Here is a 12,618-nt window from a genome sequence, read left to right on the forward strand (position 1 = left end):
TGCTCAGTTGCCGCGCGGAGCGCTGGCTGGGGTGGTCGACGCTTGCTCGGTGATCTGGATGGCGGCGCCCGGGGTCAGTTTCAGTTGCCCGGCACTGACCACCCGTTCTCCCGCCTTGAGCCCCTCACTGACCACCACCACACCGTCACGGCGCTCGCCGGTGCGGATGGTGCGTTGCTCGGCGATCAGCTGCGGCTTGCCGTCGGCGGCGTTTTCCGGCTGGCCGTCTGCGTTCTGTTTCGGGCTGACCACGTATACCGAGTTGCCGTACAGGGTGTAAGTGATGGCGCTCTCCGGCACTACCACCTGTGGCTGAGGATCGGGCAGCAGCACCAGCAGGCTGGCAAACATCCCCGGCAGCAACTTGCCATCGGGGTTGGCCAGGCTGGCGCGGACCAGCAGGTTGCGGGTGTTCTCGTCGACCTTGGGGTTGATCGCGCTGAGCGTGGCATTGAAGGTCTGGCCAGGGAACGCCGCCACCTGCAGCAGCACTTTTTGGCCGAGGGCCAGTTGCGGCAGGCTCTGCTCGGGCATGTTGAAGTCGACGTACAGGCTGGACAGGTCCTGCAGGGTAGCGATCACCGTACCGCTGGCAAGAAAATCGCCGATGTCGACCTGACGGATACCAATGGTGCCGCTGAACGGCGCCTTGATGCTCTTCTTCTCCAGCGAGGCCTTGAGCTGATCGACCACCGCCTGGTTACGCCGGTACTGCGCAGTCAACCGGTCGAACTCGCCGCGAGAGATAGCCTGGTCACCAACCAGCTGACTACCACGGCCGTAGTCCACCTTGGCCAGGCCTAGGTCAGCCTGGGCGGTGCCGAGCAGGGCGGCTTCCTGATCGCTGTCCAGTTGCAGCAACAACTGGCCTTGCTTGACCTGCTGGCCAGACTCGAAGTGCAGCGACTTCACCGTGCCGGCCTGCTCCAGGCTCAGCTCGACGCCCTGCAACGCCTTGAGGCTGCCGACCGCCGGCAGGCGCTGCTGCCATGGGCGCTGCTCAGCCGTTGCGGCGGCAACGCTGACCGGCGGTTTCGGTGCGGTAAACATCTGGATCTGCTGATAGATCGAAAAGGCCTTGTAGCCCCCCAGAATCAACACGATCAACAGCACGATGGCCAACATGATCAGCATGCGCCGGCGCAGCATAGGTCCACTTCCCTGGAGGTAGTCATTATTATGGCTGAGGCACGACCACGGGCGTTCCTGCCCACGTGCGAATGCACTGAGTATCGCTGGTTTTCAGTGAGTAGTGTTTCGAATGGGCCGTTCGTTGATCTAAATCTGCCCAGCAATCGTTGAGCGAGACAAATAAATCGCGGCATCCCGCGAACATCGAACGCACGCTGTCTTTGTAGGAGCGGCCTTGTGTCGCGAAAGGCGCGCGTAGCGGGCCCGGGATTTGCGTAGCGCCAAAGAATGCTGGGGCCGCTGCGCAGCCCATTCGCGACACAAGGCCGCTCCTACAGTGGACCGCGCATGTCGATGGAACGCGGGTGCCGGGGCGCCGGAACGATCGCGATAGGCCAGCGCAGCTGGCCCCGGCTATCCGACGGCTCTATCTGATCAAACCAGATGCAGATGGTTATCCCACAAGCCAGACGGCAGCTCCAGCGGCTGGCCCACAAGCTGCTGTTTGCGGCAGTCGTAGAAGCGGCAACGGCCTTGGCCGGAGGTGACCACAAAACCGTCCTTCACCGCACCCACGCCGGCGCAGTCGGGCATCGGTGCGTCGAGCTTGATCGCTGCCGTGTCCAGGTCCCAGATGAACAGCCGGTTGGCCCGCGGCGCAGTCAGGGCGACCAGCCGCAACTCGCTGTGGATGGCCACACTGGCGGTGTACTGAGCCATCGACTGCAATTGCCGCTCCGGCACCGGGAATGCCTGGAACGGTTCGCCCGGGCGCTTGATCGCCAGCAGCTCGGCGGTCTCATCCGATGCGCCCATGAACTGCTGGCAAGCGACCAGGGTGCCGTCGCTGCCGATGGCCAGGTGGCGCACGCTGTTCATCTGCTGCCCGAGGGTTTCCTTGGACAGCAGGGTGCCATCGCGCTGCATCATGACCAGGCTTGGTTGCATGGCGTTGAGGTTCATCTCCACCCGGCTTTCGGCTTCGGTGCGGATGCCGCCGTTGGCCACTACCAGGGTTTCGCCGTCGGGCATCCACGCCAGCTCGTGCGGGCCGATGCCGTGGGTCGAGATCTCGCCGCTGTGCACCAGGCGTTCACCGTCGAAGCGATACACCCCGAGTACGCCACGGCCCGGATCGGTGGTGTCGTTCTCGGTGGCGTACAGCCACTCGCCGTCCTTGTGCATCACCGCATGGCCATAGAAATGCCGGTTGGGCTGCGCCGTCAGGGTTTGCAGCAAACGCCCATCACGCAGGTCGACCAGATAGCTTTCGGTGCCGGGGCGACGCGCCACGAACAGCGCAATCGGCTGTTGCGGGTGATGAATGATGGCGTGGCAACGCTGGCCCACTTCGGTGGCGAACACCTGGCTGCCGTCGAGGCGATAGCCGACGGCGTAGTGCTTGCCGTCGGCATCGTCGCGGGCCGACAGCAGCAGTGGCTCGCTGCCTTTGTTGCGCAGCAGGCTCCAGCCGCCCAGGGTCAGGGCGCTAAGGGCGATACTGGCAAGTTTCAGGGCCTGGCGTCGCAGCATGTCAGTCACCGTCGTTGGCATTGAAGCCCAGCTGAATGTTCAATGCTTTGGCCAGCTCGCCTTCGTGCAGGCGGTGAACCACGTTGAGGCTGTCGTAGATATCGTTCAAGGTCTGCTTGCCGGCGTCGTCCGCGAGCAGCTCGCCAAGGGGCTTGTCGTTGGCGGCCAGCAGCTTCAGCGCGTTGGCATAGGCGGCGTCGATCTTGTCGGCGAGGGCGCTCTGGTCCTTGCTGAGCAGGCCGCGCAAGCCGCGGTTGTCGACCCCGACCCAGACCGCCTGGGCGGCTTTCAGGCTGGCTTCCAGGCTCTTCATCGAAGAGTGGCTGCGCCAGGCTTCGGCCTGCAGCGGCTGGGCGATGCCCTTGCTCTGGCGGCCCATCGGTGCGCCGAGCTTTTTCTTCAGGGTGTCCAGTGCGGTGACCTGGGCGCGGAGCAGATCGGCGATCGCCTCGTGCGAGTCAGCATAGCGCTGGTTGGGGAACTTGGTCATCTGCGAAAGCATGCCGTCGGTGCTGTTCCAGCCCTTGAGGATCTCTTCGGCGAGGGCCTTCTGGTGTTCGCTGATGGCCACCAGCAGCGGGCAGTAGCGGGCCTTCTGCTCAGGGGTGGCGATGTCCGGCTTGCTGTCGAAAAGGATGTACTCGTAGGCCGACAGACCGCGCACGACGACGCTGGACTTGCCCAGGGTCTCGTTGTCGATCGGCTTGTCGCCGTTGACCAGTTGCTCGACCTGACGGCCGACCAGGTTTTTCTTGTCGGGCCAGAACTGTACCTGCCACGGGCGGTTGCCTTCGGCCAGCGGGCCGACCAGCAGAGGCTGCAGCTCGGCCCAGGCTTTTTGCGCGTTGAGGAAGTCGGCGCGAGCGGCGTCCAGGGTGGTTTTGCCTTCACAGTAGGACAGGGCGCTGGCGGCCAGCTGGCGGTCAGCTTCGACCCAGCGGCTGTAAGTCGGCAAGATCACCTGCTTGGCGATTGCCGCCGAGGTGACGGCCTGCGGGTCTTGCGGCGAGCAAGCACCGAGGGCGATTGCGGCGAGGCTGGTGAACAACAGTTTGGGTCGGAACATGCCCGGCTCCTTGCGCGTTAAAGTGAATTCAGAAAAGCCAGCAACGCGGCGCGTTGCTCGGCATTGAAGGTCAAGACCTGGTCGCGCGCCGCCTGCGCTTCGCCGCCATGCCAGAGCACGGCTTCGAGCAGGTTGCGGGCGCGCCCATCGTGCAGTAACTGAGTGTGGCCGCTGACCGTTTCGGTCAGGCCCAGGCCCCACAGCGGCGCTGTGCGCCAGTCCTGGCCACCGGCGGCGAACTCGCTGCGCTGGTCGGCCAGGCCGGGGCCCATGTCATGCAACAGCAGGTCGCTGTAGGGGCGAATCAGCTGGTTGGCCAGCTCCGGCTCGACGCCTGCGCTGGCCGTGGTGAACTGCGGCGTGTGGCAGCCCTGGCAGCCGGCCTGGAAAAACAGGTTCTTGCCGGCCAGCACCTGTGGTGCGTCGACGTTGCGGCGGGCCGGCACGGCCAGGTTGCGGGTATAGAAGGTGACCAGGCGCAGGATATTGTCGCTGACCTCTTTCTCGCCGTCGGCGCCGTCACCGTTGGGCGCGGCCAGGCAATCGGTCTGGGCCGGGGTGCAGTCGTCATGGGGCTTGAGCGTGCTGGTCAGGCCCATGTCGCCGGCAAAGGCATGCACGTTCTGCTGGTTGACGTTGGGCTGCCCGGCTTTCCAGCCGAAGCGGCCGAGCACGGTCTTACCCTGGGCGTCATCCCAGACCTGATTGGCGCGCCCGCGGATGCCGTCGCCGTCGCGATCGTCCGGGTCGGCGTTGGCCAGAATCGCCGCTTCGGGGATTGCCTCGAGCAAACCCAGGCCGATCATCGGCGGCGCGATCCGCGCCGAGAAACGCGTGGCGGGGTGCAGCGGGCCGTAGCCGAGCTGGGTGATCTGCAATTGCGGGCGGCGCAATTCCACCGTGTGGCCGTCGGCGAAGCGTACGGTCTCGCTGCTGTAGCTGACGCGGACCTTGCCCTCGGGCTTGATGCCGGGGATGGCCATGTCCTGCAACTGCGTGCCGTAGAACGGCTCCGGGACCACGCCCAGGCGTTCGATTTCCTTGGCGTAGGCGGGCTGGTCGGGGATCGACAGCCTTACCAGCATCGACACAGCGTTGCTGTCGTCGAGTTCCGGCGGGTGCCCGCGGCCGTCGCGGACGTGGCAGTTCTGGCAGGCGTTGGTGTTGAACAACGGGCCGAGCCCGTCACGCGCGGTGGTGGTCGCCGGAGCGATTACCCACGGGTTGCGGAAAAAGCTGTTGCCCACGGCAAAGTCCAGCCGCCGCTCGGGGCTGAGGTTGGCAGAGGGTAGGGAGAAGGCCTGGCGATCGCTGCGCAGGACGGTTGCCTTGCCACCGGACAGGGCCTCGCCTGGTTCGGCCTGAGTGAAACGCGGGGCGTCGTCACAGGCGACCAGAACAGCGGCCAGTAGCAGGGGGCTTAGGCGGAGCAAGGACATCAACAATCCTGGGCTTGGGCAGAAAACCGGCGTGCAAGCTTAGCAGGACGGGATTGTTTGAATAAGAGCAATTTGCAATTACTGGATGAAATCGTTGTCAGGTTGCTGCTGCAATTGGGGCCGCAAAGCGGCCCCAATAGAGTAGGTTTACAGCCCGAATCAGAACTCGTGATCAGCAGTATCCGGATTCAGGTTGGCAATCCCCAACTTGCCCGCAGCCTGTTCGATCGCACCGGTCTGCTTGACCAGCGAAGCAATCGCATCACGCACGATCTGGTTGCCGGCAGCATTGTCGGCGGCGATCAGCTGATCGTAATGCTCACCCTTGAGGGCATGATCGACGATCACCTGGATCTTGGCCTCGGTGGCCTCCAGGTCAGCTTTCAAGGTGGCGTCGGTAGCCGGGTCAACCTTGGCCACCAGCGACGACAGGCTCGGGCCGGTCAGCTTGCTGCCGTCGGCGCGGGTGTACTCGCCCAAGTAGACGTTACGAATACCCTTGGCATCGTAGAAGTGCGAGTAGTGGGTGTTGTCGCTGAAGCAGTCGTGCTCGTCTTCCGGCGAGTTGGCTTCCAGCGAAACCTTCATGCGCTCGCCCGCCAGTTCACCCAGCGACAGGCTGCCCATGCCGAACAGCATCTTGCGCACGCCGTCGTTGACCGGCTCTGCTTCCAGCGTGGAGCGGTAGTTGTCGGCGACGTTTGGTGCCCAGTTGCCGACCATCTCTTCGAGGTCTTTTACAAGCAGGTCGGTGACCGCCTTGAGATAGGCACGGCGACGGTCGTTGTGGCCACCGGTGGCGCCAGCGCCTTCCAGGTAGTCAGACGCCGGACGGTTGCCCGCACCTGGGCCGGTGCCGTTCAGGTCCTGGCCCCAGAGCAGGAATTCGATTGCGTGGTAACCGGTTGCGACGTTGGCCTCTGAACCGCCCAGCTCATTCAGGCTGGCGAGTTTCTCCGGGGTCAGGTCCTTGACGTCGATCTTGTCTTCGCCAACCTGGATTTCGGTGTTGGCAATGATGTTGGCGCTGGCGGCAGGGTTGCCCAGCGCATGCTCGTAGCTCTTGTCGACGTAGTCGATCAGGCCTTCGTCCAGTGGCCAGGCGTTAACCTGACCTTCCCAGTCATCGATGATGGTGTTGCCGAAGCGGAACACTTCGCTCTGCAGGTACGGCACGCGGGCAGCGACCCAGGCATCCTTGGCGGCTTGCAGGGTTTCGTCGTTCGGCGTGGCGAGGAACGCGTCGATCGCGCTTTGCAGGGTCTTGGCGGTGCTCAGCGAGTCGCTGTAGACGGCCGAGACGAGCTCTGCATAGTGCTTGACCACGGCCTTGCCAGCCGCCTCGTCGATCGCCCCGGCGGTCGCGGCGGTGGTGCTGGCGGCAGCAGGTGCCTGGGCTTGCGGAGCGGCGGCCTTGTCATTTTTGCCTTCGCCGCAACCGGCGAGGGCGATAGCGATGGCCAGCAGACTGGCGGAGGCCAGAGGCATACGAATCATTGTTGGTTTCCTGCGTGGTGGGTTTGGACGTGTGCCGTGGCACGCGAAACCGTGACATCATGCGAAAGATTTGCATTTGCTGTAAAGGGGTGGGCAGTGAATTCATGAAAATGCCCGCGGGTGGGGCATTTTCCTGTTCTGGCGGGGTTTACAGCACTGAGACCTGATTGCGCTGGGCCTGCTTGAGGTAGGCAGTCAGCTCGCGCGCCGACAGCGGCTTGCTGTAGTGATAGCCCTGCCCCTCATGGCAGCCCTGGGCAATGATGTAGGTCTCCTGCTCGGCGGTTTCCACGCCTTCGGCGATGACCTGCATGCCAAGGCTCTTGCCGAGCTGGATGATGGCGCGAACGATGGTGGCGTCATCGTCGTCATCGAGCAGGTCCTGGACAAAGCTCTTGTCGATCTTGATCTTGTCCAGCGGCAGCGATTTCAGGTAGCTGAGCGAAGAATAACCAGTGCCGAAGTCGTCAATCGCAATCAGCGCACCTGAGCGACGCAGGCTAAGCAGGTGCTGGGCGGCGGTGCTGATGTCTTCCATCAGGCCGGTTTCGGTGACTTCCAGCTCAAGGCTGCGTGGCGGCAGGCGATAGGCCTGCAGCAGGTTGTTGACCACCCGCGGCAGCTCGTTGTGGTGCAGTTGCACGGTCGACAGGTTGACCGCCATGCGCAGCTCGCCAAAGCCCTGATCATGCCATTCGCGCAGTTGCCGGCAGGCCTGGTCGAGGACCCATTCGCCGATCGGGATGATGTGGCCATTCTGCTCGGCCAGCGGGATGAACTGGTCGGGAGGGACCATGCCCAGCTGCGGATGCTGCCAGCGCAGCAGGGCCTCGACGCCGACTACGCTGTGGTCGCGGTAGCTGATCTGTGGCTGATAAACCAGGTACAGCTGGTTGCGCGGCAGGGCTTCGCGCAGGTCCTTTTCCAGTTCGCGGCGTCGGCGCATTTCGCTGTCGACGCTGGCGATGTAGAACTGGTAGCGATTGCGCGAGCGCGCCTTGGCCAGAGTCATGGTCTGCTCGGCCTTTTGCAGGAGCTTTTCGGTGCTGTCGCCGTCCTCCGGGAACAGGGTGATGCCGATGGTCGCGCGCAGGCGGATTTCCTGCTGCTCGAGGGCAAACGGCGCCTCCAGGTCGTCGAGGATGCTCTGGGCCAGCTCGGCCGCCTCGTAAGGCTGCTCGATGTCGGCCTGGACTAGCGCAAACTGGTCGCCGCCCAGCCGGGCCAGGGCGCCGAGGCGGCCACTGTGTGCGCGCAGACGGTCGGCCAGGGCCAGCAGCAACTGGTCACCGACCTGATAACCGAATTGTTCGTTGATGCCTTTGAAGTCATCCAGACCTACGCACAGCACCGCTACTCGGCGCTGCAGGCGGCCGCCATCGACGAGGATCTTGTCCAGTTGCTGCTGCAATTGCTGGCGGTTGGGCAAGCCGGTCAGAAAGTCATACTGAGCCATACGTTGCAGGCTGTTCTCGGCTTCATGGCGCAGGTGGGTATTGCGCTCGATCGAGGCCAGCAGCTGGTTGGCGGTGTTGACCCACAAACCCAGTTCATTCTTTTCGTGGCCTTTGACCAGCGGAATCTGATGCTGGCTGGGCCGATCAGGGTTGATCTGGGTAAGGTGCTCGATGATCTTCGACAGCGGCTTGGTCAGCAGCCAGTGGTAGACCAGGTACAGCACCAGGCCCATGGCCAGCGCTCGTAGTACGCCGGAGATGAAGATGATCACGGCGTTGATCAGGAATTCTTTGCCATAGGCGGCAGTGTCGAGGGTGATGCTGAGGTCGCCGTAATACTCGCTGTAGGGGCCGCGGCCGACCAGTTGCGTGGTGTAGGTGCGTTCCTGACCGAGCAACAGATCGGTCAGCCAGCGCATCGACATGTCGCGCAGCGGTCGCGATTTCTCTGCGAGCATGGTTTCGTTGGGGTGGCCAATCGAGGCCATGCGCACCGAGTCATCCTGGAACAGGCCTTCCATGACCTGCATGCCCATTTCCCGGTCGAGGCTGTAAACCGCCTGCGTCGACGGGTCACGGAACATGTCGAGGATGCGCTGGGCATCGCTGTTCACCGCCTGACGCGTCTTGTAGGTGTCGTAGACGATCTGCGCACAGCTAAGGACGACGCCAACCGCTAGCGCCGACAGCAGCACTACCCTGAGCAACTTGACCGATAAGCTGTTCCGCAATTGCAGCTTCAATGGGGATTCCTTAATCCATGCGCATGCCATTATTTTGCCAGTAGTTGTGGCAAGACACTATCGACCCTTTGTTGCATTGCTACTGTATCGGTTGCGCAGGCTTGCTACTTTAGTGCTATGCGCCAACTTTCCCAGAGATTTGATGTTAGCGCGCTATGCGGGCGGATCAAGCTGGATTTGCAGCGGTGCGAGCGGGCATAAAAAAACCCGGCAAGTGCCGGGTTTTTTTTGTGCCAAAAGCGAAGTCGATCAGGCCTTGAAGGTCTGGCCTTCGAACTGCTCGGCAACGAACTTCCAGTTGACCAGGTTCCAGAACGCCTCGACATACTTAGGACGGACGTTGCGGTAGTCGATGTAGTAAGCGTGCTCCCAGACGTCGCAGGTCAGCAGCGGAGTGTCGCCGTTGGTCAGCGGGTTGCCGGCGCCGATGGTGCTGGCCAGTGCCAGGGAACCGTCAGCTTTCTTCACCAGCCAGCCCCAACCGGAACCGAAGGTGCCGACCGAAGTCTTGGTGAACTCTTCCTTGAACTTGTCGAACGAACCGAAGGCGGCGTTGATGGCCTCGGCCAGTGCGCCAGTCGGTTGGCCGCCGGCGTTTGGTGCCAGGCAGTTCCAGTAGAAGGTGTGGTTCCAGACCTGAGCGGCGTTGTTGAAGATGCCACCCGAAGAGGTCTTGACGATCTCTTCCAGGGTCTTGCCTTCGAATTCGGTGCCTGGGACCAGGTTGTTCAGGTTCACGACATAGGTGTTGTGGTGCTTGTCGTGGTGATACTCCAGGGTTTCCTTGGAGATGTGCGGCTGCAGGGCATCATGAGCGTACGGCAGCGGCGGCAATTCAAAAGCCATGGTGGATCTCCTGATTCAGGTCTAATTCGCGGTTTGCGCAAGGCCGATCACGGGCGGCCCGAGGTACGTCGGCGAGTTTGTACTCTTTGCGACGCAAGCCTTGGATCATATCACCAGCCCCCGCGCATAACCACGCAACAACTATAGGGACAAATAGTTGCAGCGCCGGCGCCAGTGGCATTCAGCCCAGAATCAGCTGCGCGGCCACCGCAAACATCATCACTGCCACCATCAGGTCGAGCAGGCGCCAGGTCGCCGGCCGTGCCAGCCACGGTGCCAGCCAGGCTGCGCCGAGGGCGAGGGTGAAGAACCACACCAGTGAGGCGCTGGCCGCCCCTGCTACGTAAGCGCTGGGCACGGTTTGCTGGGCGCCCAGGGAGCCGATCAGCAGCACCGTATCCAGGTACACATGGGGGTTTAGCAGGGTCACTGCCAAGGCGCTGAGCAGCACCGCCCGGCGCGAGCGGGAGCCCTGGCCTTGCTCCTGCTCCAGGCTTTGTTTGGAGCAGGCCCGTTGCAAGGCCTTGGCCCCGTACCAGATCAAGAACGCCGCGCCGCCCCAACGCGCAGCAGCCAGCAACGTCGGGTTCTGCGCCAGCACCGTGGCCAGTCCGAACACTCCGGCGGCAACCAGCAGGGCGTCGCAGACCACGCAGAGGATGGCCACCGGCAGATGGTGTTCACGGCGCAGGCTCTGCGCCAGTACAAACGCGTTTTGCGTGCCGATGGCCATGATCAGGCCAAAGGCAACCAGCATGCCGTTCATATAACTTTGCCACATAGCGCAGACACTCCACTGCCACCAACCGATTGGCTGGCGCTGATTGCTTGATCGAATGCTGGTCATTGTGCCGATCTGCGTTGTATAAGAAAAACCAATAAAGCTGATCAGGCATTAGTAAAATCGATGTTCGACTACAAGCTCCTGGCGGCCCTGGCGGCGGTCATCGAACAAGGCGGTTTCGAGCGCGCAGCACAAGTGCTTGGCCTGTCGCAATCGGCCGTGTCGCAGCGGATCAAGCTGCTCGAAGCGCGGGTCGGCCAGCCGGTGCTGGTGCGCGCCATGCCGCCGAGCCCGACCGAAGTCGGCCGGCAACTGCTCAACCATGTGCAGCAGGTGCGCCTGCTCGAGCGTGACCTGCAGCGCCAGGTGCCGGCGCTGGACGAAGGCGGTATGCCCGAACGTCTGCGCATTGCGCTCAATGCCGATAGCCTGGCGACCTGGTGGGCCGGTGCGGTGGGCGCGTTTTGCGCCGAACAGCCGGTGTTGCTGGACCTGGTAGTCGAGGATCAGGACGTCGGCCTCAAGCGCATGCGCGCCGGTGAGGTTGCGGCTTGCCTGTGTGGCAGCGAGCGCCCGGTGGCCGGCGCGCGCAGCCAGCCACTGGGCGCCATGCGCTATCGCGCCTTGGCAAGCCCGGCATTCATGGCCCGGCATTTCCCGCAGGGCTTCGACGCCAGCCGGCTGGCGCGGACCCCGGCGATCGTGTTCGGCCCGGATGACTTCCTCCAGCACCGTTATCTCGCATCGCTAGGCATTGCCGATGGATTTTTGCATCACCTGTGCCCGTCCTCGGAGGGCTTTCTGCGCATGACCGAAGCCGGCCTGGGCTGGGGCCTGGTGCCGGAGCGGCAGGTGACTGCGCAGCTGCAGTGTGGCGAACTGGTAGAAATCTGCGCCGATACTCCGATCGATGTGCCGCTGTACTGGCATCATTGGCGCAATGGCGGGCAACTGCTCGCCCAATTGACCGAGCACCTGCGCCAAATGGCGCCAGGTTGGCTAGTGCCGTTGTAGCCGGCCGCGACGTCAACTGCATCTGAAATCTGGCAAGGCGGAGTGTTACATGCGAATTCTGGTCACCGGCGCGAGCGGCTTTATCGGCGGGCGCTTTGCGCGTTTTGCCCTGGAGCAGGGCCTTGAGGTCCGTGTCAACGGGCGGCGTGCCGAAGGCGTGGAGCATTTGGTCAAGCGCGGCGCGCAGTTCATCCCAGGTGACCTCGGTGATGCCGAGCTGGCCCGGCGTCTGTGCCAGGGCGTCGATGCCGTGGTGCATTGCGCGGGCATGACCGGCGCCTGGGGGCGCTACCAGGATTTCCATCAGGGCAATGTGGTGGTCACCGAAAACGTCGTTGAAGGCTGCCTCAAGGAACATGTGCGCCGGCTGGTACACCTGTCGTCGCCGTCGATCTACTTCAATGGCCGCTCCCGCCTGAATGTGCAGGAACAGCAGCTGCCGCGGCGCATGCATGACCATTACGCCACGACCAAATTTCTCGCCGAGCAGAAGGTCTTCGGCGCGCAGGAGTTCGGCCTCGAAGTGCTCGCCCTGCGCCCACGGCTGGTCACCGGCGCCGGCGATGCGAACATCTTCCCGCGCTTGCTGCAGATGCAGCGCAAGCGCCGCCTGGCGATCATCGGCAACGGCCTGAACATGGCCGACTTCACCAGTGTGCACAACCTCAACGAAGCGTTGCTCAGCTCACTCTTTGCAGATGATGAGGCGCTCGGCCAGGCCTACAACATCAGTAACGGCCAGCCGCTGCCGCTGTGGGATGTGGTCAATTACGTCATGCGTCAGATGCAGTTGCCGCAGGTCACCCGCTACCGCTCCTACGGCCTGGGTTACAGCCTGGCAGCACTCAACGAAGCGGCGTGCATGCTCTGGCCTGGCCGCCCGCAGCCAACCTTGTCACGCCTGGGTATGCAGGTCATGAGCAAGGACTTCACTCTCGACATCAGTCGGGCCCGGCAGCATCTGGATTACCGGCCTCAGGTCAGCCTGTGGAGCGCGCTCGACGAGTTCTGCGGCTGGTGGAAGAACGTCCCGCACAACCGCTGAAGCGCGCGTCTTGATGATGGTCATCAACGTAACGCGCTGGCGGTTTATACTGTGTCTCTTTGC

The 12,618-nt window shown here is 63.1% G+C and carries 10 protein-coding genes; 2 read left to right on the plus strand and 8 right to left on the minus strand.

Annotated elements, in window-relative coordinates; genetic code table 11:
- Positions 1 to 3: 3 nt before the first annotated feature.
- From AC58X1_RS14230 to AC58X1_RS14265, 8 genes are all read right to left on the minus strand, one after another.
- Complete coding sequence (locus tag AC58X1_RS14230; protein ID WP_150570805.1) at positions 4 to 1,149, minus strand: efflux RND transporter periplasmic adaptor subunit; 1,146 nt, start codon at positions 1,147 to 1,149, stop codon at positions 4 to 6.
- 417 nt (positions 1,150 to 1,566) lie between these two features.
- Complete coding sequence (locus tag AC58X1_RS14235; protein ID WP_101316769.1) at positions 1,567 to 2,664, minus strand: DUF1513 domain-containing protein; 1,098 nt, start codon at positions 2,662 to 2,664, stop codon at positions 1,567 to 1,569.
- 1 nt (position 2,665) lies between these two features.
- Entirely contained in the window at positions 2,666 to 3,730 is a 1,065-nt protein-coding gene (locus AC58X1_RS14240) for an imelysin family protein (protein ID WP_150570806.1), read from the minus strand.
- Between the two features lie 17 nt (positions 3,731 to 3,747).
- A complete protein-coding gene (locus tag AC58X1_RS14245) occupies positions 3,748 to 5,175 on the minus strand; it encodes a di-heme oxidoreductase family protein (RefSeq protein ID WP_497429021.1) in 1,428 nt (475 codons plus the stop codon).
- Positions 5,176 to 5,328: 153 nt separating this feature from the next.
- Positions 5,329 to 6,666, minus strand: a complete 1,338-nt coding sequence (locus tag AC58X1_RS14250; RefSeq protein WP_181108487.1) for an imelysin family protein — start codon at positions 6,664 to 6,666, stop codon at positions 5,329 to 5,331.
- Positions 6,667 to 6,814: 148 nt separating this feature from the next.
- Positions 6,815 to 8,866, minus strand: a complete 2,052-nt coding sequence (locus AC58X1_RS14255; protein ID WP_101316777.1) for a putative bifunctional diguanylate cyclase/phosphodiesterase — start codon at positions 8,864 to 8,866, stop codon at positions 6,815 to 6,817.
- Between the two features lie 249 nt (positions 8,867 to 9,115).
- A complete protein-coding gene (locus tag AC58X1_RS14260; RefSeq protein WP_101316779.1) occupies positions 9,116 to 9,712 on the minus strand; it encodes a superoxide dismutase in 597 nt (198 codons plus the stop codon).
- A 181-nt stretch (positions 9,713 to 9,893) separates the two neighbouring features.
- A complete protein-coding gene (locus AC58X1_RS14265; protein WP_101316781.1) occupies positions 9,894 to 10,493 on the minus strand; it encodes a LysE/ArgO family amino acid transporter in 600 nt (199 codons plus the stop codon).
- 126 nt (positions 10,494 to 10,619) lie between these two features.
- On the opposite strand from AC58X1_RS14265, the gene AC58X1_RS14270 reads away from it, so the two are divergent.
- Positions 10,620 to 11,510 (plus strand): LysR family transcriptional regulator ArgP, encoded by an 891-nt coding sequence (locus AC58X1_RS14270; protein WP_101316783.1) that lies wholly within the window; start codon positions 10,620 to 10,622, stop codon positions 11,508 to 11,510.
- 49 nt (positions 11,511 to 11,559) lie between these two features.
- A complete protein-coding gene (locus AC58X1_RS14275; protein ID WP_150570809.1) occupies positions 11,560 to 12,555 on the plus strand; it encodes an NAD-dependent epimerase/dehydratase family protein in 996 nt (331 codons plus the stop codon).
- Positions 12,556 to 12,618: the final 63 nt, after the last annotated feature.

This window comes from Pseudomonas sp. PGPR N4, assembly GCF_059693665.1.